Origin of the sequence: Pseudarthrobacter sp. NCCP-2145, from assembly GCF_023708005.1 — a bacterium.
GTDB lineage: Bacteria > Actinomycetota > Actinomycetes > Actinomycetales > Micrococcaceae > Arthrobacter > Arthrobacter oxydans.
On sequence record NZ_BRCG01000002.1, the window covers coordinates 114,558 to 135,615 of the forward strand.

General features: G+C 67.9%; 19 protein-coding genes. 3 read left to right on the forward strand and 16 right to left on the reverse strand.

Annotation, left to right across the window (positions count from 1 at the left end; all coding sequences use genetic code 11):
* The first annotated feature begins 87 nt into the window (after window positions 1–87).
* Complete coding sequence (clpB, locus tag NFU08_RS02045; protein WP_251420334.1) at window positions 88–2,733, forward strand: ATP-dependent chaperone ClpB; 2,646 nt, start codon at window positions 88–90, stop codon at window positions 2,731–2,733.
* A gap of 48 nt (window positions 2,734–2,781) precedes the next feature.
* Here the strand turns inward: clpB and NFU08_RS02050 are convergent, their stop codons facing one another.
* Window positions 2,782–3,447: a septum formation family protein gene (locus tag NFU08_RS02050; protein ID WP_397424979.1), complete on the reverse strand. Its 666-nt coding sequence runs from the start codon at window positions 3,445–3,447 to the stop codon at window positions 2,782–2,784.
* A gap of 272 nt (window positions 3,448–3,719) precedes the next feature.
* Between NFU08_RS02050 and NFU08_RS02055 the strand changes: the two genes are divergently transcribed.
* Complete coding sequence (locus tag NFU08_RS02055; protein ID WP_050053419.1) at window positions 3,720–3,953, forward strand: DUF3073 domain-containing protein; 234 nt, start codon at window positions 3,720–3,722, stop codon at window positions 3,951–3,953.
* A 209-nt stretch (window positions 3,954–4,162) separates the two neighbouring features.
* Here the strand turns inward: NFU08_RS02055 and NFU08_RS02060 are convergent, their stop codons facing one another.
* The 11 genes from NFU08_RS02060 to uraD form a co-directional block, all read right to left on the reverse strand.
* Complete coding sequence (locus NFU08_RS02060; protein WP_251420338.1) at window positions 4,163–5,956, reverse strand: ABC transporter permease subunit; 1,794 nt, start codon at window positions 5,954–5,956, stop codon at window positions 4,163–4,165.
* 20 nt (window positions 5,957–5,976) lie between these two features.
* Window positions 5,977–7,527 (reverse strand): ABC transporter substrate-binding protein, encoded by a 1,551-nt coding sequence (locus NFU08_RS02065; RefSeq protein ID WP_251420339.1) that lies wholly within the window; start codon window positions 7,525–7,527, stop codon window positions 5,977–5,979.
* A gap of 80 nt (window positions 7,528–7,607) precedes the next feature.
* The gene (locus tag NFU08_RS02070; RefSeq protein WP_251420342.1) at window positions 7,608–8,855 is read right to left on the reverse strand and encodes an MFS transporter; all 1,248 of its coding nucleotides are present in this window, start codon (window positions 8,853–8,855) and stop codon (window positions 7,608–7,610) included.
* Window positions 8,852–9,748, reverse strand: a complete 897-nt coding sequence (locus tag NFU08_RS02075) for an ABC transporter ATP-binding protein (protein ID WP_251420345.1) — start codon at window positions 9,746–9,748, stop codon at window positions 8,852–8,854. The genes NFU08_RS02070 and NFU08_RS02075 overlap by 4 nt, the downstream gene beginning before the upstream one ends.
* Complete coding sequence (locus NFU08_RS02080; protein ID WP_251420348.1) at window positions 9,745–10,548, reverse strand: ABC transporter ATP-binding protein; 804 nt, start codon at window positions 10,546–10,548, stop codon at window positions 9,745–9,747. Before NFU08_RS02080 ends, NFU08_RS02075 begins: the two co-directional genes overlap by 4 nt.
* 210 nt (window positions 10,549–10,758) lie before the next feature.
* Window positions 10,759–11,067 carry a hypothetical protein gene (locus NFU08_RS02085; protein ID WP_251420351.1) on the reverse strand — a complete coding sequence of 103 codons (309 nt, stop codon included), beginning with the start codon at window positions 11,065–11,067 and terminating at the stop codon, window positions 10,759–10,761.
* A 376-nt stretch (window positions 11,068–11,443) separates the two neighbouring features.
* Entirely contained in the window at window positions 11,444–12,604 is a 1,161-nt protein-coding gene (gene purM, locus NFU08_RS02090; protein ID WP_251420353.1) for a phosphoribosylformylglycinamidine cyclo-ligase, read from the reverse strand.
* Complete coding sequence (gene purF, locus NFU08_RS02095; protein WP_251420355.1) at window positions 12,601–14,280, reverse strand: amidophosphoribosyltransferase; 1,680 nt, start codon at window positions 14,278–14,280, stop codon at window positions 12,601–12,603. Before purF ends, purM begins: the two co-directional genes overlap by 4 nt.
* Before the next feature lie 58 nt (window positions 14,281–14,338).
* On the reverse strand, window positions 14,339–14,653 hold the full coding sequence (locus tag NFU08_RS02100) for a hypothetical protein (RefSeq protein WP_174175149.1): 315 nt from the start codon (window positions 14,651–14,653) through the stop codon (window positions 14,339–14,341).
* Window positions 14,654–14,742: 89 nt separating this feature from the next.
* Complete coding sequence (uraH, locus tag NFU08_RS02105) at window positions 14,743–15,081, reverse strand: hydroxyisourate hydrolase (protein WP_066279543.1); 339 nt, start codon at window positions 15,079–15,081, stop codon at window positions 14,743–14,745.
* A complete protein-coding gene (gene uraD, locus NFU08_RS02110; protein WP_251420356.1) occupies window positions 15,078–15,575 on the reverse strand; it encodes a 2-oxo-4-hydroxy-4-carboxy-5-ureidoimidazoline decarboxylase in 498 nt (165 codons plus the stop codon). The genes uraH and uraD overlap by 4 nt, the downstream gene beginning before the upstream one ends.
* A 273-nt stretch (window positions 15,576–15,848) precedes the next feature.
* Between uraD and NFU08_RS02115 the strand changes: the two genes are divergently transcribed.
* Window positions 15,849–17,075 carry a GAF domain-containing sensor histidine kinase gene (locus NFU08_RS02115; protein ID WP_251420359.1) on the forward strand — a complete coding sequence of 409 codons (1,227 nt, stop codon included), beginning with the start codon at window positions 15,849–15,851 and terminating at the stop codon, window positions 17,073–17,075.
* A 53-nt stretch (window positions 17,076–17,128) separates the two neighbouring features.
* Here NFU08_RS02115 and NFU08_RS02120 read toward each other — a convergent pair whose 3' ends face one another.
* From NFU08_RS02120 to NFU08_RS02135, 4 genes are read right to left on the reverse strand one after another with little or no spacing between them, the layout of a single operon-like run.
* On the reverse strand, window positions 17,129–17,554 hold the full coding sequence (locus NFU08_RS02120) for an ATP-binding protein (RefSeq protein ID WP_174175143.1): 426 nt from the start codon (window positions 17,552–17,554) through the stop codon (window positions 17,129–17,131).
* Window positions 17,547–17,879, reverse strand: a complete 333-nt coding sequence (locus NFU08_RS02125; protein ID WP_174175141.1) for an STAS domain-containing protein — start codon at window positions 17,877–17,879, stop codon at window positions 17,547–17,549. Before NFU08_RS02125 ends, NFU08_RS02120 begins: the two co-directional genes overlap by 8 nt.
* Window positions 17,869–19,848 (reverse strand): glycosyltransferase family 2 protein, encoded by a 1,980-nt coding sequence (locus NFU08_RS02130; protein ID WP_251420361.1) that lies wholly within the window; start codon window positions 19,846–19,848, stop codon window positions 17,869–17,871. Before NFU08_RS02130 ends, NFU08_RS02125 begins: the two co-directional genes overlap by 11 nt.
* On the reverse strand, window positions 19,845–20,957 hold the full coding sequence (locus NFU08_RS02135; protein ID WP_251420364.1) for a PP2C family protein-serine/threonine phosphatase: 1,113 nt from the start codon (window positions 20,955–20,957) through the stop codon (window positions 19,845–19,847). The genes NFU08_RS02130 and NFU08_RS02135 overlap by 4 nt, the downstream gene beginning before the upstream one ends.
* Window positions 20,958–21,058: the final 101 nt, after the last annotated feature.

Here is a 21,058-nt window from a genome sequence, read left to right on the forward strand (position 1 = left end):
GGCAAACAGTTGTCAGGAACGGCACCAAACCAAAGTTGAGCGTAGTAGACTCAAGTTAATAAAAACTGCCCCCGGAAGGAGCTCTCTTTGGACGTCAAATTCACCACCAAGAGCCAGGAGGCTCTCTCGGCTGCGGCCATGAACGCCTCCACGGCCGGAAATCCCCAGGTTGAGCCGGCCCACCTGCTCAAGGCGCTCATGGACCAGCGCGAAGGCGTCGCCGTGGCGCTGCTCCGCGCCACGGGTGCGGACCCGGACTCCGTCAGTGTCCAGGCGAGCAGCGCCATCAAGGCGCTCCCTGCCACCTCCGGCGGATCCAGCCAGCAGGCGCAGCTCTCCCGCCCCGCGCTGCAGGCCATCCAGAACGCCAAGGAGGAAGCGGACCGGCTCGGCGATACCTTCGTCTCCACCGAGGTCCTCCTCCTGGGACTCTCGGCCGGCAACGACGCCGCGGCGCGCCTGCTGCGCGACGCCGGTGCCTCCCACGAAGCGCTGCTCGCCGCCCTGCCGGGTGTCCGCGGCGACGGGAAGGTCACCAGCCCGGATCCGGAGAACACCTTCCAGTCCTTGGAAAAGTTCGGCACGGACCTGACCGCCATGGCCCGCTCCGGCAAGCTTGATCCCGTGATCGGCCGGGACGCCGAAATCCGCAGGATCGTCCAGGTCCTGAGCCGCCGCACCAAGAACAACCCCGTGATCATCGGTGAGCCCGGCGTCGGCAAGACCGCCGTGGTGGAGGGCCTGGCCCAGCGCATCGTCGCCGGGGACGTGCCGGAAAGCCTGCGCGGCAAGACCCTCATCGCCCTGGACCTGGCGTCCATGGTGGCGGGCGCCAAGTACCGCGGCGAGTTCGAGGAGCGGCTCAAGGCCGTCCTGGAGGAAATCAAGAACTCCGAGGGCCAGATCGTCACGTTCATTGACGAGATCCACACCGTGGTGGGCGCCGGCGCCACCGGCGACTCATCCATGGATGCCGGCAACATGCTCAAGCCCATGCTGGCCCGCGGCGAACTGCGGCTGATCGGTGCCACCACCCTGGACGAGTACCGGGAGAACATCGAAAAGGACCCGGCGCTGGAGCGCAGGTTCCAGCAGGTGTACGTGGGCGAGCCGAGCGTGGAGGACACCATCGGCATCCTCCGCGGCCTGAAGGAGCGCTACGAGGCGCACCACAAGGTGACCATCGCGGATGCCGCGCTGGTGGCTGCCGCCACGCTCTCCAACCGCTACATTTCGGGCCGGCAGCTGCCGGACAAGGCGATCGACCTGGTGGACGAGGCCGCGTCAAGGCTCCGCATGGAGATCGACTCGGCGCCCGAGGAAATTGACCAGCTGCAGCGGCTGGTGGACCGGCTCACCATGGAGGAGCTGGCCCTCCAGGACGAAAAGGACGCCGCCTCCGTTGAGCGGCTGGCCGCACTCCGGGCGGACAAGGCGGACAAGGAAGAGGAGCTGAACGCCCTTAAAGCGCGCTGGGAAGCCGAAAAAGCCGGCCTCAACCGGGTGGGCGACCTCAAGGCAAAGCTGGATGAACTGCGCAGCGCCTACGAGAAGGCCGCCCGCGAAGGTGACCTGGAAACGGCCTCCCGCATCCTCTACGGCGAGATTCCCGCCCTTGAACGCGAGCTGAACGCTGCCGCGGAAGCCGAGGCCGCCGTCGTGGACAAATCCACGCAGATGGTTGCCGAGCAGGTGACCGCCGACGACATCGCCGAGGTCATCTCCGCCTGGACCGGCATCCCGGCCGGGCGCATGCTGCAGGGCGAGAGCCAGAAGCTGCTCCATATGGAGGAGGAACTGGGCAAGCGGCTGATCGGCCAGACGAAGGCCGTCACTGCGGTGTCCGACGCCGTCCGGCGCGCGCGGGCCGGCATCAGCGACCCCAACCGCCCTACCGGTTCGTTCCTCTTCCTGGGGCCCACGGGCGTCGGAAAGACGGAGCTGGCCAAGGCGCTGGCGGACTTCCTGTTCGACGACGAACGCGCCATGGTGCGCATCGACATGTCCGAGTACGGGGAGAAGCACTCCGTGGCCCGGCTGGTGGGTGCGCCTCCGGGGTACGTGGGCTACGAGGAAGGCGGCCAGCTCACCGAAGCCGTCCGCCGCCGCCCGTACTCAGTTGTGTTGCTGGACGAGGTGGAGAAAGCCCACCCCGAGGTCTTCGACATCCTCCTGCAGGTGCTCGACGACGGCCGGCTCACCGACGGGCAGGGCCGCACCGTGGACTTCCGCAACGTGATCCTGGTGCTGACCTCCAACCTGGGCAGCCAGTTCCTGGTGGACCAGACCCTGGATCCGGACGCCAAGCGGAACGCCGTGATGGCCACCGTCAACGCATCCTTCAAGCCTGAGTTCCTGAACCGGCTGGATGAGGTGGTGCTGTTCGATGCCCTCACCGTTGAAGAGCTGGCGCACATCGTGGAACTGCACGTGGACGAGCTGGGCCGCCGGCTCCACGACCGCCGCCTGACGCTCGAGGTAACCGAAGGTGCGCGGGCCTGGCTGGCCCTGTCCGGGTTCGATCCCGCCTACGGTGCCCGGCCCCTGCGCCGGCTGGTGCAGCGCGAGATCGGCGACCGCCTGGCGAAAGCCATCCTGGCCGGCGATATCAGCGACGGCGACACGGTGTTGGTGGACACGGCCGCGGACGTGGGAGAACTCACCGCGGCCGGGACCGACCTCCCGGCGGCGGAGGGCCGCAGCAGCGGACTCTCGGTCCGCCGGAAGGACTAGGGGCGTCCGGAAAACAGCAGGCAGGGTGCTGCCCTGGCGGGGTGGCCGCTAGGGCAGCACGCTTGCGTTGATCACGTTTCCGCCGGGGGCTGTCACGTAACAATCCACCCTGCGATCACCGGATTCCCAGCTGGTGGTGCTCGGGAAGCTGCGCTCGTAGTTGAGGTCGTAGTCGTTGGCGGCCGGGCCAAGCCGGGCGGCCTGGCATGCTTCCAGCGCCTTGGCCTTCAGTGCCTCGGCACCGGGATAGGAGTCACCCTCCGGGTACCGAAACAACGCCACGAGCTGGGCCGAGTGCCCGGTATCGCACGCCACCACGGTGGACGCCAGTGCCTCGGGGTCGAAATCCTTGAAGCAGTCGCCCAGCGCGAAGTCGGCGGGCGCCACCCCCTCGCGGGGCAGTGGCAGCGCCGTGGCGGGAGGCGCCACCCTGGTTTCCAGCACCCCCTCAGCACCACTTCCGGAAGCGCCCGGCTCCTGGTTTGAGTTCAGCCACAGGGCAAGCCACACCAGGGAACCGACGACCGCCAGCAGCACAACAACGAAGACTGCAATCCACAGCGTCCGCCCGTTGACCCTCCCGGAAGGCGCCGCCGTTGGGTCCTCCGGTTGCATACGGGGGTGCAGGACAGGTTCGGCTGCTGGTGCAGGTACGCGCGGCAGGCCCGCCGTGGGTGGCGAGGCCGGCTTGGGCGGGACGTCCTGGTGATTCACGTGGTGCATCCTCCTGGTGCTCTGCGCAGCGGCGGGCCGGCCCGCTGCCCGGATATCAACAGATGTTTTAGCGACTCTACCGAAGAAAAAAGCGGGAAACCCGCGGTTTGGAGCCCTGATGGTAACCCAGGCCACCCCAGGGCGCCGCGCGTGGCAAGCGGGGGCAGTCGAAAGCATGTAATCTAGGTGTACGACAAATTGACCAAACATTCCGGGGCCTCACCTACGCCAAGGTGACCACCTCCGGTCCAAGTACAAAAGGGGGTCACGCCATGGGGCGCGGCCGTCAAAAGGCAAAAGCTACCAAGCAGGCTCGGGATATCAAGTACTACTCCCCGAACACTGACTATTCGGCACTTCAGCGTGAGCTGACGGGTCCGGGCAGTCGTGCCACGAGCCATTATGCGAATGAGCCAGTCGAACCTGACTATTCGGCTTATGTGGATAAGTACGCGGATGATTTGGAAGAAGACGACGACGAGGTAGACACCCGTCGGATCGGCTAGTTGTCGCAAGGTGCTGCTGCCGTAAAGGCGCAGCCCTGGTGACGCCGCAGCACCAGTGGACCCAGTACATGGATCCTGGTCTTTGGACCAGTGCAGCGCTTCTTTTCGGCCCCCGGTCCAGCTGGACCGCAGGGGCTGACTTCAGTTATTAGGCCCGCTGCCCGCACCGGAAACGGCGCAGGCAGCGGGCTTTCTGCTGCCCCGGGGGCCTACCGCGCCCCTGGCGCCCCCACGTGCTCTGGCGCCTGCACCGGATCTGTCCCGGGCAGTGTGACGCCTCCTGCAGTGTTCCCGGTGGACACCCTGGCCCCGTGTCCGGCTCCAGCCAGCCCCACCGCCACCACTGACGCCAGGACCAGCGCGGACGCGGGTGCCAGCACCGCCCAGGGCGCACGTTCAACGTAGCCAATGCCCTCGGCCAGGATGAGTCCCCACTCCGGCGTGGGCTGCTGCGGGCCCAGTCCCAGGAAACCTAGGGCCGCCAGCGCAAGGGCAATCCCCGGCAGCCGGAGCATCGCGTGGCGCAGCAGCGGCCATGCCACCGCCGGGAGGACGTACCGGAACATGATCCGCGCCCTGCCCACTCCCAGCACCGGAAGGATCTGCACGTAGGGCTGGGCGCGCGCCTCCTGGGCCAGGGCCGCTGTATGTGCGGCCAGGGGTGCCCAACTGACGGCGGCGACCGCCACGGCAGCGCCGTGCGCCGAGGGGCCCGTGAGCGCCGCCACCACCAGGCCGGCGAGGATGGGCGGCGCCGCGTTGGCCACCTCCACGGGCCCGGCCGCCGCCAGTGGAAAGAGCCCGACGGCGATTCCCACGGCCAGGCAGGCCAGCACCACCACCAGCGCCATACCTAGCGTCCCCACGGCGCCGTGCCCCACGCGGGCCAGCAGGTCGCGTCCACTGGCATCGGCACCGAACGGAAGCGGCCAGCCGGGGGCCGCAAGCCTGGCATGGTCCGAGGTGAAGGGATCGCGCAGCAGCCCGGCCACAACAATCAGGAGCAGGGTGACGCCGGCCGCCGCAGGCAGGGCCAGCTGGCGGCGGTTCCCCGGCCGCGGAGGTTCCGCGAGCGGAAGCGTGCCGAAGCGGACCGCGGGCCCGATCAGCAGGTACCGCGCCGCCGTCGTCAGCGTTCCCACCAGCAGGGCGAGGCCCATGAGCGCCAGCATGCCCGCCTGGAGCGTGGGGATGTCCTGCGCGCTGGCGGCTCCGAGCAGCGCCCGGCCGAGCCCCGGGATGGCGTAGACCTTTTCCACAGCTACTGCACCGCCGGTCAGTCCAATCAGGACCAGCCCGATTTGCGGCAGCACTGCCGGCATTGCTCGGCGGAGCACCGCGGCGGTCAGCCGGACAGGCCCGGCCCCGGACATCCGCCAGGTGGCCACCCACTGTTCGGCGAACCCAGCACGGATGGCGTCTGAGGCCAGGAGCCCGATCAGCCCGCCTGCAGGAATGCCCAGCGACAGTGCCGGAAGCACCGCATACTCCGGCCCCTTCCATCCGAAGGGCGGGAACCACCGGAGCCAGATGGCACCGGCCACCAGCAGCATGGCGGCCAGCAGGAACTCCGGCAGGGAGGTGAGGGCTGCGGACAGGGCTCCCGACGCCGGCCTCCTCCTTTGCCGCAGCCCGTCCATGACCGCTGGTGTGCAGAGGAGCAGGGCGATGATGGCGGCCGCGGCAAGGGCAAAGGCCATCAGGGTCACGGAGACACTGAGGGCGGACGCGATGCCGGGCGCCACCGGCGTGTTGCTGATCCAGGACGTGCCCAGGTCTCCGGCGAACACGCCGCGGATCCGGGACAGGAAATGGGGGAGTGGCCCCTGCTCCAGTCCGAGTTCCGCCCGGACCGCGGCCAGCGCCTCGGGAGTTGGCTCCCGGTCCGAGTACCGTGCCCGGAGGATCGTGTACTCGGCGCCGCGGCCCGAGAGCCACGGCATCATGCCGATCAGCACCACCAGGGCCACCAGGGCGAGGACCCGTGAGACGGTGACTTTCACAAAAGCCGTTCCGCCGGGCATCAGCCTGCAGTGCCTGTGCTGGCGGCAAGACGGGTCCTGCTGGTCACCAGCGCGCGTTCGCGCGGGTCACGCTCCACTCCGCCCACGCGGGTGGATTCGCCCTGGATGACGCGTTCGTGGAGGAGAGGGACGGCGGCGTCGCGGGAGAGGATGAGGCTTTCGGCCGCGGAAATGGCGGCCCTTCGCTCGGGTCCGGCAGGAATACCCGCGGCCTTGGCCAGGGCGGCGTCCACCGCGGGGTCGCAGAACTGGGAGATGTTGAAGGAGCCGGCGCAGGAGAAGTCGCTGTAGAGGTAGGCCACCGGGTCACCTGAGTCCAGCACCGTGGCGCGGGAGAGGATGAAGGCATCGAACTTACCGGCCAGGGCGTCCGCCTCGATGTGCTGGTACTCCCTCACGTCCTGTTCCACCACGAAGCCTGCAGCCTCCAGCTGCTGCTCCAGCTGGACGGCCACCTCAGGCAGTTCGGCGCGGTCGGTGAAGGTTCCGAGCCGGATGGGCGTTCCCGCGACGGCGGCTGCCGCCGCCCGGGTGGCCAGGGCGGCCGCGTACTCCCCGCTGTTCCGCTGCTCCGCGGCCCAGGGAAGGGCGGGGCCCAGCAGCCCGGAGGCTTGGTCCGCCCGGCCTTCGTAGACCCTGTCCACGATGGTGCCGGCGTCGACGGCGGCCCGGGCGGCGGCGCGGACAGCGGGATCGGCGAACGGACCCGAGACGGTGTTGAGGTACAGCGTGTTGGTCCGTGGCATGGGCACCTCGTGGACCAGCGCCGGATCGATCTGGGCCACCTGGCCCACGGGGATGGCCTCGACGATGTCTGCGTCGCCGGTCCGGAGTGCGGCAGCCCGGGCTGTTCCGTCCGGGACGAACTGGACATCCACGCCCTCCGCCTCCGCCTGCGGGCCCCAGTATCCGTCGAACCGGTCCAGCCTGGCCGAGGATGTGCCGTCGACTGAAACCAGGCGGTAGGGACCCGTTCCGGCATTGACCGGGCTGACAACGCCGCCTTCCCCGTACGCCGAGGCCGCGAGAATGGCCAGCTGGGGGCTGGACAGCCGCTGGGGCAGGAGGGGGTCGGGCGTCGCCGTGGTGATGGTGACGGAGTTGGCGTCCCCGGCCTGGGCAGTCAGCTCAACGCCATCCAGGATCCTGGGCTTCGGGCTGGCCTGCGCCGCGGCGGTCAGCGAAGCCGCCACTTCTGCCGCGGTCATCGCTGTTCCGTCATGGAACCCGACACCCTCCCGCAAGGTAAAGCTCCAGGAGGCCGGACCGGTCTGCTGCCACTCGGTGGCCAGCGCAGGCTGTGCCTCGCCGAGTTCGTCCAGCTCCACCAGCGTTTCGGCTGTTTTCCAGCGGGACAGCTTGAACGCGTCGTCGCTCAGCGGGGATAAACCGGACCGCGGCGGCTGGAGCATGGCCAGCTTGATCCGGCCTGAATCGGTGCCGGGTCCGGCTGCCTGGTCGGTTCCGGCCGCGAAACAGCCGGTCAGGCCAGTGGCCAGGAGCAGCACTGACAGGCCGGTGAGTGCCGGGCGGAGGCGGGGTCTGGACATGGGGGAGTACCTTTTCCTTCGGTTGGGTTGTTTGAATGCTGTGGTGCCGGGTGTGGGCGCCCGCGCCAGCTGCCGGCAGGTTACGTTTTGGTGGGCAGGAGCCGGGGAAGTCCGACGGCGGGAATCACCGTGAGTGCCGCCAGCAGCGCCCAGGGCCAGGCGGCGCCAGGTCCCGGCTGGGCGGCTCCTGCGTACAGCGGTCCCAGGACAATGTTGCCGAGCAGCACGGCGCAGCCGCCCATGCTCGCGAGGAGGCCGTAGTAGATTCCGGTCCGGCGGCCGTTGGCAAAGTCCAGGACCAGCGGCAAAGCCACCGGGCCAATGCACATGTGGCCGAGGCACAGTCCCACCACAAGCAGCAGCGGCGGCAGGATCTGCATGGTGCCGGTGGCCGGAACCTGGGCCAGGACGGCCATGGTGCCGAAGGCGAGGCCCTTGAGGATGAATCCTGCAGTGAGGGCCCGTCCTGCGCCTATCCTGGCTGTCAGCCGGGAAATCGGCCACTGCAGCGCAACGGTCAGCAGGGACGCGACGGCGAACAGGCCTGCCAGCACCTCCGGGCCTGCATCGGTCCTGGCCAGCTCGACGGGAAGGCCGAAATACAGCTGGTTGTAGGCGAGGAGGTTCACGCTGTACAGGGCGGCAAATGCCACGAATCGCCTGTCCCGCAGCATGGCGGCTGTCCGCAGCGCGGTGCCGCGCTTCTGCGTGGCCGGTGCCAGTCGTGGGTCTTCCGCAGGCAGGCTGTGCCACAGCACCCCGGCCATCACGGTGAAGACCACTGTCCCGGCCAGCGCTGCCCAGGTGAAGGAAACGCCCAGCAGCAGGGCGCCCAGAAGGGGACCTGCCACGGCTCCGATTTCCCCGCAGATGGCAAGCAGCGCAAAAAGCGCCGGTGCCTTCCCGCTGGTGCTCCGCCGTCGTTCTTCCGCCGTCCCCACCAGTGATTCCAACGCCGGAGAGAAGAGGGCGCCGCCCATGCCCGTGAGCACCGCGCCCAGGAGGAACAGCGGAAAGCTGCCGGCCATGGCCAGCGTGAGGTAGCCCGAAACCCGGACCAGGCAGCCCGCCAGCATTGCCCGCCGTGCTCCCCAACGGTCCGTGATCATGCCGCCCACCAGGAAGAGCCCCTGCTGGCTGAAGACGCGCGCGCCCAGGACGATGCCCACAGCCGTTGCCGCCAGGCCAAAGTCGCGGGTCATGACCAGGGCCAGGAAAGGCACCACGGCGTAGAAGCCGATGTTGAAGACCAGCTGGCTGGACAGGAGCAGCCCGGAAGCGGGACGCAGCGCTGTGGCGGTCCGCCCCGTGGTCTCAAGCGTCGTCACGCGGCACCGGCCGGGATGCCTGGGGGATAGTGCAGGGCTGCTGATGCCTGCACCAGCGCGGCCGCCTCGGGGCTGCCCGGGCTGTCCAGCACCCGGTATGTTGGTCCGTGCTCCACAATCCGGCCGTGCGCCATGACGGCGGTGGTGCCGCACACCCGGGCAGCGGTGCCCAGATCGTGGGTGACCAGGAGCAGGCCCAGTCCTTCCTGGCGCACCAGGTTGCCAAGCAGTGACAGGACGGTGTCCCGCAGCGGAAGGTCCAGGCCGCTGACGGGCTCGTCGGCCAGCAGGTAGGCAGGCTGCACTGCCAGTGCCCTTGCTATGGCTACCCGCTGGTTCTGGCCGCCGGACAGTTCGCCCGGCCGGCGCTCCAGCAGCCCGGCAGGCACCTCTACGCGTTCCAGCGCCTCACCCACCAGCGCCCTCTGGTTGCCCGCCACGCGGAGTTGGCGCAGGGGCTCCCTCAGCAGCTGGGAAACGGTCATGCGCGGGTCCAGGCTTCCTGCCGGGTTTTGCGGGATGTACTGCACCGCCTGCCGGTACCAGCGGAGGGACCGCGCGGGCCCGGGCTTCACCTCGCGGGCGCCCAGGGCCACCGTTCCTGCGGAGGGTTGTGCCAGCGCCAGCAGGATGCGCACCAGGGTGGATTTGCCGGAACCCGAGCTTCCCAACAGGGCGGTGCTGCTGCCGGGTGCCAGGTGGAGGCTGACGCTTTTGAGGGTGCCGTCGTGGCGGGTGCCGTGCACCCCGCAACTGCCGACGCGGGGTGCCGGATAGGCAAAGGAGACGCCGTCTGCGGCGAGTGCTCCGGTCACGCCGCCGCTGTTGCTCACGCTGCCGGCGTCGTTGTTGCTGAACGTGCCGCCGCCGTTGCTGCCACCGCCGTCGCTCACGCTGCCGCCGCCGCTGTTGCTGAACGTGCCCCTGAACCGTCAGTTGAACGTGCCGCCGCCAGCGGCTCCATGGCTCCTGAGGCAGCCTGCACCAGGCGCACGGTGTAGGGGTGGCGGGGGTTGCGCAGCAGGTCCGCCATGGGAGCCTGCTCCACGATGCGCCCGGCCTCCATCACCAGGGCGCGTGTGCAGATGGAGGCGGCCGCTGCCAGGTCATGGGTGATGAACAGGAGGCTGCGGCCCTCAGTGCTCCACATTCGGAGGGTCTCCAGGACGGTGTTTTGCGTGACGGCGTCCAGGGCCGTGGTGGGCTCATCCGCTACCAGGACGGGGGCGCCGCAGGCCAAGGCAAGGGCGATGCAGACGCGCTGCAGTTGCCCGCCGGACAACTGGCCCGTGTAGCGCGGCAGGAAGAGGGAGGGGTCCCCGATGCCCGCCCGCTCCAGCAGCCGGGCGGCTTCGGCCTTTGCTGCTGACCGGCTGTATCCGGCGGAGCGCAGGGGGATGGCCAGCTGCCTGCCGACCGGAACCAGGGGGTTGAGGGCCGTTGCCGGGTCCTGGCGGATCAGCGCGGCCCGCCCCTTGCCGGGGCCTGCCCCGAAGGTGATGGTTCCCCCGGCTGATATCCCTTCGGGAAGCGAACCGGCCAGGGCGGAGGCCGTCAGCGACTTGCCCGATCCTGAGGCGCCCAGCAGCGCAACGCGCTCCCCAGCCGCCACGGAGAAGGTCAGGGGGTGCACCAGCTGCCGGCCGCCGCTCGAGAGGGCGAGGTCTTTCACGGACAGGGCGGGTGCAGGCATGGCGACGTCGTTTCATGTGAGGACTGAGTAGTGATCGACTCACATGCTATCAATAATCATTCGCATTAAGATGCAACGAAATAATGAAGCCATCCACCTCCGGCATGAGTGCGCAAAAGAGCCCCGGCCGGTGGCCGGGGCTCTTCGCTTGGAGCTCTATACGAGGGTGCTGGGTGGGGTGTGCTGCCGCTTGTCCCTCAGTGGCTCCGCCTACTTGTTGTTTTCGATGCGGACCGGGCCGGTCGCGGTGTCGCAGACGGTTTCCTCGGAGCCGGTGGCATCAACTGCTTCGCCGAGAACCGCGATTGAACCGATGTCTGCAACGTCGCAAAGGGTTGCTGCGACACTGGCGGCCACATTGACGTCCACAGCATCCTTGACGGTGATGTCGCCAACGGTGACACTGACGAGGCCGTCATTCAACGTGGTGTTGTCTGCTGCCTGCGAAGGTCCGGCTACGGCGCCCATGAGGAACAGGCTTCCAGCGGCTGCGGCGGTGGCTTTCTTAGGAACTGACATAGTTTCGCTCCCTTGATATCTGCCCTGTGCCCCTGTCCTGCAGTCCGCGGGTAACCCTGAACTGCCTGACGCCGTGCTGATGTATGGCAAATGGGGACGGGCGTCTCTGTGGTTGCTTCTTCTGGCATCCGCCGGTTTGGCGGGGAAGGCGGTCTAACCGGGTGGGCGCCCAGGCGTCGGTGGTTTCCGGCGGGGCATCAAGCCATGGAGAGGCCCGGTTGACTATCTGTTATGCACTTCCTACTTAAAGCCTAAAGCTAAGTATGCTTAGCAGTCAGGGGGATGACTGATTAATTCCCTTTTAAGCGCATCGAGTGCTCCGTAACGGCCGTTCTGAAGGGTCAAAACGGCTGTCACGGAGCACTCGACAAAGGATCTAGGCGTAAGCGTTGACCAGCCGGACGGCGCCGCCGTCCACGCCTTTGGCGCCCTGCACGTAGTCAGGTCCGGATTTGAGGATCGCGTCCGAGTCCTCGGTGACGGTGCCCATGACCCAGGACGGCAGGCCGCGGTCGTTGAGGCGGGCAACTGCTGCGTCTGCGGCTTCGGGGGACACGATGGCCACCATGCCCACGCCCAGGTTCAGCGTGCGCTCGAGGTCGGCCAGCGGGACGTTGCCCAGCTCGGACACCAGCTTGAAGATTGCGGGCAGTTCCCAGGTGGAGCGGTCCACGGTGGCCACGAGGCCGTGGGGGAGGACGCGGGCCAGGTTGGCGGCCAGGCCGCCGCCGGTGACGTGGCTGAATCCATGCACGGCTGCACCGCCGGTGACGGGGAAGGTGCGGGCAAGGTCCAGGCAGTCCGCTGCGTAGACCCGGGTGGGCTCGAGGAGTTCCTCGCCGAGCGTGCGGCCCAGCTCGGAGACCTGGCGGTCCAGTGCCAAGCCTGCGTGGTTGATGACGCGGCGGACCAGGGAGTAGCCGTTGGAGTGGAGGCCGGAGGAGGCCATGCCGATTACCACGTCGCCGGCACGGACGCGGTCCGGTCCCAGCAGGTGGTCGGCCTCGATAACGCCGGTGGCGGCTCCCGCCACGTCATATTCGTGCTCGCCCAGCAGGCCGGGGTGCTCAGCGGTTTCGCCGCCCACCAGGGCAGTGCCGGCCACGGAGCAGGCGGAGGCAATGCCGCGGACAATGTCGGCGATGCGCTCGGGTACCACCTTGCCGCAGGCGATGTAGTCCGTCATGAACAGCGGCTCCGCGCCCACCACAACGATGTCGTCCACCACCATGCCCACCAGGTCGAACCCGATGGTGTCGTGGATGTCCATGGCCTGGGCGATGGCCACCTTGGTGCCAACGCCGTCCGTGGACGTAGCCAGCAGCGGCTTCTTGTAGGTGAGCAGCCTGGAGACGTCGTAGAGGCCGGCGAAGCCGCCCACCCCGCCGATCACCGAGGAGTTGTGGGTGGCCTTGATGGCACCCTTCATGAGCTCGACGGCGCGGTCGCCGGCTTCAACATCAACGCCCGCGGAGGCGTAGGTGATGCCGGCAGTCTTCCCGGAGGTGTTGCCGGAGGCGGGGGCAGCGGAAGTCATATGGACTCTTTCTTGTCGGCGCCGGGGGTGGTGGCTACGGGATGGGTCTCTGGCACGAGGTCGGCTTCGGTGAGCAGGTTTTCAAACTCGGAGTCCGGCCCCGGATCGCAGCCGGTGGCTCCGGCCTTCTCCGCCGGATCCTCCTCGGAATCCACGGAAAGGGCCGCCGTCGCGCCCGGAAGGGCGGACGGGGAGGGCCTGAGTCCGCCTAGGTCCTTGCGTTCCAGCAGGTTCTTGCCCAGTTTGTCCGAGCCCGGAAGCTCGATGGGGTACTTGCCCGTGAAGCAGGCGGTGCAGAGGCGCTCACGCGGCTGGCGGGTTGCGCCGATCATGCCGTCTTCGGAGATGTAGGCCAGCGAGTCGGCGCCGATGGCCTGGGAAATTTCCTCGATGGTGGCGCCGTTGGCGATCAGCTCGGCGCGGGACGCGAAGTCGATGCCGTAGAAGCAGGGCCATTTCACGGGCGGGGAAGAGATCTTGACGTGGACGGCCGCGGCGCCGGCCTCGCGGAGCATCCGGACAATGGCGCGCTGGGTGTTGCCGCGGACGATCGAATCATCCACCACCACCACGCGCTTGCCGCGGATTACCGACTCGAGGGCGTTGAGCTTAAGCCGGATGCCGAGCTGGCGCAGGGTCTGCGACGGCTGGATGAAAGTACGGCCGACGTAGGAGTTCTTGACAAAGCCGTGCGCGAACGGAATGCCGGATTCCTCGGCGTAGCCCACGGCTGCGGGTGTTCCCGATTCCGGGACGGGGATGACGATGTCCGCCACCTGGGTGTTTTCGCGGGCCAGCTGGCGGCCCATCTCCACGCGGGACTCGTACACGGAGCGGCCGGCGATGGCGGCGTCCGGACGCGCGAGGTAAACGTACTCGAAAACGCAGCCGGCCGGCGTCGGCTCCGCGAAACGCTGGGAGCGCACGCCCTGCTCGTCGATGGCAATGAATTCGCCGGGCTCGATCTCGCGGATGAAGCTGGCGCCCACGGTGGCGAGGGCGGACTGCTCGGAGGCCACCACCCAGCCGCGCTCCAGGCGGCCCAGCACCAGCGGACGGATGCCGTAGGTGTCGCGCGCCGCGTAGAGGGTGCCTTCGTCCATGAACACGAAGCAGAAGCCGCCCTTGATCTTGGGCAGCAGCTCGGTGGCGGTTTCTTCAAGGCTCTTGCCCGGTTCGCCTTCCAGCAGGGCGGTGACCAGGGCAGTATCAGAGGTGTTGCCCTGCTTCATTTCGCCGGTGAGCTGGCCGCCGTTCCGTTCCTGGATCATGGCGTTGAGCTCGGCGGTGTTGGTCAGGTTGCCGTTGTGCGCCAGGGCCACGGTTCCGGTGCTGGTGGCACCGAGGGTGGGCTGGGCGTTGGCCCAGTGGCTGGCTCCGGTGGTGGAGTAGCGGCAGTGTCCCACCGCCAGATGCCCGGTCAGGGTGTTCAGCGTGGTCTCGTCGAAGACCTGGGAGACGAGTCCCATGTCCTTGTATACGTTGATCCGCTTGCCGTCGCTGGTGGCAATACCAGCCGACTCCTGACCGCGGTGCTGCAGTGCATACAGCCCGTAATAGGTAAGTTTTGCTACTTCTTCACCTGGTGCCCAAACGCCGAAGACGCCACAAGCGTCCTGCGGGCCTTTTTCGCCGGGGAGAAGATCATGGGAAAGTTTTCCATCGCCGCGTGCCACTGGTCGATTATCTCACGACATGGGGTATGACTTTTCCGGCTGCCCGTTTATGACCGGGCTAAGGCTGGGCGTCCGTGTCCGGTTCGGAGTCCGGCACGGCTTCCACCACGGCCCGCTGCTGCCGCTTGATGCTCCGGCGGTCCAGGATCAGCGCCAGGATGGCACCGAGGATCGCGCCGCCGCCGGCGAACCACACCATGAAGAAGCCGAAGACCGCGCCGGCGTCGAAGCTGGGGTTCGCGGGCACCGCGTAGGCGGCCACCGCTGCGGCCGCGACACCCACCAGTGCGCCCAGGATAAGGAACGGCACATACTTGGGTGCGCGGCGGACGGTGACTTCGCGGCGCTCGGCGGGGGGCTGTTCAGAAGGCATGCATCAAGCCTACATTTCCGCCGTTGCCCTCCCGGTACGGCTGCCTGGCCCCAGGATAGGGACCGTACGTGGCAGGGCAACGGGCGGGATCAGCTGCCGCGGTAGGTGGAGTACGCGAACGGGCTGAGGAGGAGGGGCACGTGGTAGTGCTCCGGGCCGGTCACCTCGAACACCAGGTCCACCTCGGGGAAGAACGTGGCCGTCTGCAGTCCGGCGTAGTAGTCCCCGGTGGCGAAGTTGAGCTTGTAGTGCCCGGCTTCCAGCTGCTCGGGGCCAAGGTCCTTGGCTCGGCCGTCGGCATCCGTGGTGGAGTCGGCAACATGCCGCCAGGTGCCGCCGTCGTTCCGGTACAGCACGACGGCGACCCCTGCCGCCGGGCGTCCGGCGCCTGTGTCGAGGATATGGGTGGTGACGTGGGAGACGCTCATTCGGTGATCAGTCCTTCCAGCCGCAGTACGGCGATTTCGCGCAGCTGCTGGGCCACGATGGTGTCCTCTTCGGCTGGTGTGTTGGCGAGCCGTTCATTCAGGACCCGCAGGATTTCAGGGGCCGTGCGGCCGGCGGCGCGGATCAGGAAGACCCGGCCGAACTTTTCCTCGTAGTCCCTGTTGCCCCGGGCCAGGGCCTCGGTGACCGCGCTGTCCGCAGGGTCCACCCCGGCCTGCTCCGAACGGGACATGGACGCTTCGGTGGTGGCCGCCGTCGGACGTTCCCCGATGCGCGGATGGTGCGCCATGGCGGACTCAACCTCGGCGGACGTGAAGGGGCTCGCAGCCTGGGACGCAAAGGACAGGAGTGAGTCCTTGCTGGCAAACGGGCGGGCTGCGGCGACGGCCTCCACCCAGCGGGCGACGTCGATGCAGGGTCGGAGGGTGTCGGCGGCCCGGGCGGGTTCCGCGGAGTTGAATTCGGCAAGCTTCATGCTGGCTGGTCCCTTGGTGAAAATCTGCTGGCATCCATGGTGACGGCTATGCGGAGGCCGGACTTCCCGGCACCTGGCGACGCAACTTCCCGCCAACCCAGGCTTCCGCATCATGGAACTGTTATTTCAGCATACGTAATATTCAAAAGCAGGCTTCCGGTGGTGTCAAGAAGACTACAACAGCGCACAGGGCCAGCCAGTATCATCGCGGGAGAGCCGGGGAGCTCAAGTGGATGATGCTGGGGGGCTCGAAAGAAGATGGACGGGACGGCTATGCAAATGCTGACCGATCAGGACGCGGCACGCGAGGCCGGGCTGCGGAAGTACGGGCTGGTCCCTGCCGCTGTGGATGAGCTGCCGGTCCTTGCGGACGCCTCCACCCGGACTGCGCTGGACAACCTGGTCCAGCTCGCCGCTTCCCTGTGCGGCGTGCCCTACAGCGTGGTCAACATCATCACCGCGGAGCAGCAGCTGCAGGTCGCGGCCTTCGGCATCGACCCCGGGATCTGCTCCCGGGAGGACTCGATGTGCGCCACGGTCTTCCTGAGCCACAGCACAACGGTGGTGGCCGACGCCTCGCAGGATTCCCGCTTTGCCGCCAACCCGTTCGTCACCGGAGAGATCGCCGACGTCCGCTTCTACGCGTCCGTGCCGCTGGAGACCCCGTCCGGGCTGGTGCTCGGCTCCCTGTGCGTCTTCTCCAATGAGCCCGGACGCCCCAGCACCGGGCAGATAGGGATGCTGGAAATGCTGGCCCAGCAGGTGGTGGAGCTCCTGGAGCTGCAGCACCGCACCCTGCAGCTCAGCGACGCCCTGGCCGAGCTGCGGCGCAGCAACGCGCTGCTGTCCGAGTTCGCCGGGAGGGTCAGCCACGACCTCCGCGCCCCGCTCACCGCCATCCTGGGGTACGTGGAGCTGGCGGAGGACGATCCGGACATCCCGGCCGGCCACCCCTCCGTGGAGTACCTGGGCTACGTCGGCAGCAGCGGGCGCCGCATGCTGGGAATGCTGGAGGACGTGCTGGACTACTCCAGGGCGGACGGGGCGCTGAACCGGGAGCGGGTGTCCCTGCTGGCGGTCACGGCCGAGGCAGTGCGCGATCTTGGCGTGGACCTGGGGGCCGGGAGTGGAATTTCCTGCGAGGACGCCGAACTGTTTGCGGACCGGTCCCAGCTGCGGACCCTGGTCCAGAATCTCCTGGCCAACTCCCTGAACTACCGGAGCGGCACCCGCCCGCTGCGGGTGTCCGTCAGCGCCGGCACCGGGCCGCTCGGCGTCACTGTCCAGGTGGCAGACAACGGAAAGGGCATGCTGCCGTCGGAGCGGCAGCGGGCCGTGGAGCCGCTGGTCAGGCTCAACCGGCCCGGGGACGGCCCCGGAACAGGGCTGGGCCTGTCCACCTGCCAGCGGATCGCCCAGGCGCACGGGGGAGAGCTCTCCATTACGGACACCCCGGGCGGCGGGGCCACTGTCTCCGTGCTGTTCCCCGCCGAGCCTTAGGCAGCCCCCACCCGCTGGCGTGGCCAGGCCAGGGTGGCCGGGCGTGGGGGTGGTCAGTCGTGCTGGGAAGTCCGGGTGAGGACCCAGGTGTTGGTTCCGTCCTGGCGCTCGAACGTGACGGTGGTAACCAGCGCCTCGATCAGTGCCAGCCCGCGGCCCGACTCGGCGTCCTCGTCCGGTGATCCGGGGATCATTGGTCCGAACGGCGGCTTGGCGTTATAGGCGCTGACGCGGGCCTGCAGCAGTGCGGGCTGGACCTCGATGTCCACGCCGAGTTCCACAGGATCCTGCCCCACGGGTTCCGCGTGCTGGACAATGTTCGACGCCGACTCGATGACCGCCGTCGTAAACGTCATCTGGTCCATGTCCCCCACAAAGGGGACGTCGAGCCAGAGGCTGTCCAGGTGGTTGTGGACGGCTTCGATGGACTCGTCCGCAGCCGGTCCCCGGAAGCTGCGGGATGCCAGGACGTTAGTCATTGCTGAACGCCTCGTCGGCTGAACCGTAGGACGTCAGCACCTTGTCCATGCTGGTCAGCTGCAGGACCATCTTCACCTGCGGCTGGACGGCCGCGATCCGCAGGTCGCCGCCGGCCTGGCGCGCAGCCTTGAGGCAGCCGATGAGCGCCCCGAGGCCTGAGGAGTCCATGAACGCCGTGTTTTCCAGGTTGACCACGATCCGGTTGGACCCGCCCGCGATTACGTCGGTGACGAACTCCCGCAGCTTCGGCGCGGAGACCATGTTGAGCCGCCCGTCCGCCTTCACCTCGGCGTACGAGTCCTTGACCTCATAACTAAACTCCATCGGGATTCCTCTCCGTAGTGGTTGCTTCTGTGGGTTCTGCGGCCGGTTCGTACCCCTTGTAGAGCACGGCGCGGACCAGGATGCTCATGACCACCAGGTCGAAAATGACCCAGGCCACGTTCACCAGGGTGCCCAGGGGTTCCGCCAGGCCGGTGGCCAGGCGGATGATTCCGACGACGGCGGCCACGGCGAGCAGGACTGACACCACGATCTGTGGCTGGATCAGGCTCCAGCTGGGTCCGCCGCTCTGGCGGGCCTTGGGGGTGACGGCAAACCCGAGGGGACGGCCGAACCAGACGTTCCGGGCCGCCGTCGAGCACGCCTTGATCCAGGTGGGGAACAGCGCCAGGCTGTACTGCTGCCCCCGCCAGGTGGGGATGCCGCGGCCGGCAACGGCGAACAGCAGCTGGTTGACCACCATGAAGGGGATGAACCGGATGAAGAAGTCCCAGCTGAGGCTGGTGACGGGCAGGATGCCCAGCAGCAGGTAGATGATGGGCGCGGCGAAATAGATGACTGCCGCGTAGCCGCTCAGGTAGGTCCACATGGTGGCGAAGTACATCAGCCGCTGGCCCAGCTTGAGGCCCTTCTGGACCAGCGGGTTCTCCCGCAGCAGCACCTGGATGGTGCCCTGCGCCCAGCGGAGGCGCTGCGTGAGCATGGTCTTCAGGTCCTCTGGCGCCAGGCCGTAGGCCAGGACCTCGTGGTGGTAGACGCTCTCCCAGCCCATGGCGTGCATGCGCATGGCGGTGGCCATGTCCTCGGTCACGGAGATGGTGGCCAGCGGCATGACCGGCTGGGCTTCGTCGTTGCGTTCCACGGACAAGGCGTCCAGGACGGCCTGCACCGATTCAAGGGCTCCCAGCGGCGACCAGTCGCGAGCGGACATCCGCTGCACGGCGTCGTCCGCCACCACCGGAACGCCGGACTCGCCAACGTGGGCCATTTCCATGGCGGCGATCTCTTCGAGGTCCGCCTGGAGGGCTTCGACGTCGGCCATCACCAGGGTCTGCACGGCAGCGTCCACGCGGCGGCGGACCCGGTAGGTGATTTCGCCCAGCGGCTGCCCGGCGTCGAGTTCCTGCTGGGCCTCGCGGGTGGAGGCTTCGACCTCATCGAGCACCTGGCCCACCAGCGGCGTTTCCATGTCCGCTGACTTCCGGGCCTGCCTGATGGCGGAGCGCGAGGCTGCCAGCGCCCGGCGGATGCTCTTTTCGGTCTCCTTGACATAGCCCACCAGGCCCAGCTGCATCAGGGCCTCGCGGCGCAGGATGGCGTTGGAGCCGCAGAAGAAGGCGGCGTTCCAGCCGTCCTTGCCCTGCTGGATGGGGCCGTAGAACAGGGGGGCCTGGCTGCCCAGCGGATCGTCGGCGGGGACGTTGCTGAAGTACTGCGGCGTCTGGACCAGCGCCACCCGGCGGTTGTTGAAGTAGCCGAGGGTCTTTTCCAGGATGTCCGGCTCCGGGATCTGGTCCGCGTCCAGGATCAGGAGGAACTCGCCGTGTGTCTGCATCAGCGCGTTGTTGAGGTTGCCGGCCTTGGCGTGCCGGGGAAGGTTGGAGGTCCAGTCCTCGCTCCGGGTGACGTAGCCCAGGCCGTGCTGTTCGGCGAGGGCCTTCAGCTCGGGGCGGGCGCCGTCGTCCAGGATCCAGGTGCTGTGCGGGTGCCGGATCTTCTGCGCCGCCAGCGCGGTGGTCATCACCATGTCCAGGTCTTCGTTGTACGTGGTGATGAAGACGTCCACGGTGGCATCCGGCGGGGGCGGCGGGGCGGCCTTGCGGATCTTCAGCTTCCAGACGGTCATGCCGAAGAGCATGACGTCGATGAGGCTGTAGGTCTCTGCGACCACCAGCGGCAGCGCGATCCACCAGGCGTCCCAGTTCAGTGAGGCGGCCCAGCGCCAGGCGATGTAGTTGACGCCCGTGATGACGGTCAGGACAACAACAAGCCGGGTCCAGAAGCGGGTCATGCCGCAGCCTCCTGCGGAAGCCTGCGGACCACAACCACCGTTACGTCGTCCTCGGCCGTGGCGGCCGGCGCGAGGGCGAGGATGGCAGTGCTGGCATCCTGCGCCGACCCCTGGTGGTGCGTTGCGTGGAGTACGGCGTCGGTGAAGTCCTCCACGGATTCGAAAACGTCCAGCACGCCGTCGCTGACCACCACCAGGGAATCCCCCGGCAGCAGTTCCAGGGCCGACTGCGGCCACTCCGTTCCTGCCCAGGCGCCCACCGGGGGACCGCCGGAGGGAAGGCGGCGGACCGTCCCGCCGGATTGGACATGCAGCGCAAGTCCGTGGCCGGCGTCGACATAGCTGACCGTTCCGGAAGCGGCATTGAGGCGGGCATGGAAGAGGGTGACAAAGGAGTTGGAAGAGTCCAGGTCAGCGGCGATCGCCTTGCTGGCGGAGCCGAAGGCAGTGTCCAGGTCATGCTGCAGGCCCGTGGAGCGCATCACCGCGCGGACCGTTGCGGCGATGAGCGCGGCACCCATGCCTTTGCCCATGGCGTCGGCGAAGGTCAGGTGGAGCCCGTCCGGGGTCTGGTACCAGTCATAGAAGTCCCCGCCAACGTTCCGCGAAGGCCGGAACAAGCCGGCGACGTCGTAGCCTTCAACCTGGATATCCTCCTGGGGCAGGAGGCTTTTCTGCACCTCCGTGGCGCGCTGCAGTTCGCTGCGCGCGGCTGAATCCGCGGCTGCGGACGGCCGGCGGCGGAAGAGGGCATTGATCCTGGACTGGAGCTCGCGCGGGCTGAACGGCTTGCTGAGGTACTCGTCCGCGCCGTTGTCCAGGCCGGTCAGCTTGTCCAGCTCATCGGCCCGCGCGGTCAGCATCACAATGAAGGCGTCCGAGAATTCACGGAGCAGCTTGCAGACTTCCAGGCCGTCAAGGTCCGGCAGGTTCAGGTCCAGCGTGACCAGGTCCGGCTGCACGCGGCGCACTTCCTCCACCCCCGCCAGGCCCGCTCCCGCCTGGGTGACGTCGAATCCCTGCTTAACAAGGACACGGACCAGCAGCCCGCGGATGTCCGGGTCATCCTCGATGACAACGGCACGCCGGGATTCGGTGGGAGAGACCATAGGTCTACTTCTACCGTATTAACCCCTACGGGGCATGTCGCAGCGCTTCACACGGGGTGCAAAGCTGCTACCGGCGAGTATAGATCTTGTGGAAATCCTTG

Coding starts and splice junctions, on each gene's coding strand:
- NFU08_RS02100 (WP_174175149.1), bottom strand. CDS start 14,653: ATGCCTTCTGAACAGCCCCCCGCCGAGCGCCGCGAAGTCACCGTCCGC.
- purM (WP_251420353.1), bottom strand. CDS start 12,604: ATGACTTCCGCTGCCCCCGCCTCCGGCAACACCTCCGGGAAGACTGCC.
- NFU08_RS02080 (WP_251420348.1), bottom strand. CDS start 10,548: ATGCCTGCACCCGCCCTGTCCGTGAAAGACCTCGCCCTCTCGAGCGGC.
- NFU08_RS02115 (WP_251420359.1), top strand. CDS start 15,849: ATGCAAATGCTGACCGATCAGGACGCGGCACGCGAGGCCGGGCTGCGG.
- NFU08_RS02130 (WP_251420361.1), bottom strand. CDS start 19,848: ATGACCCGCTTCTGGACCCGGCTTGTTGTTGTCCTGACCGTCATCACG.
- uraH (WP_066279543.1), bottom strand. CDS start 15,081: ATGAGCGTCTCCCACGTCACCACCCATATCCTCGACACAGGCGCCGGA.
- NFU08_RS02085 (WP_251420351.1), bottom strand. CDS start 11,067: ATGTCAGTTCCTAAGAAAGCCACCGCCGCAGCCGCTGGAAGCCTGTTC.
- NFU08_RS02135 (WP_251420364.1), bottom strand. CDS start 20,957: ATGGTCTCTCCCACCGAATCCCGGCGTGCCGTTGTCATCGAGGATGAC.
- NFU08_RS02120 (WP_174175143.1), bottom strand. CDS start 17,554: ATGACTAACGTCCTGGCATCCCGCAGCTTCCGGGGACCGGCTGCGGAC.
- uraD (WP_251420356.1), bottom strand. CDS start 15,575: ATGAAGCTTGCCGAATTCAACTCCGCGGAACCCGCCCGGGCCGCCGAC.
- NFU08_RS02055 (WP_050053419.1), top strand. CDS start 3,720: ATGGGGCGCGGCCGTCAAAAGGCAAAAGCTACCAAGCAGGCTCGGGAT.
- NFU08_RS02065 (WP_251420339.1), bottom strand. CDS start 7,527: ATGTCCAGACCCCGCCTCCGCCCGGCACTCACCGGCCTGTCAGTGCTG.
- NFU08_RS02125 (WP_174175141.1), bottom strand. CDS start 17,879: ATGGAGTTTAGTTATGAGGTCAAGGACTCGTACGCCGAGGTGAAGGCG.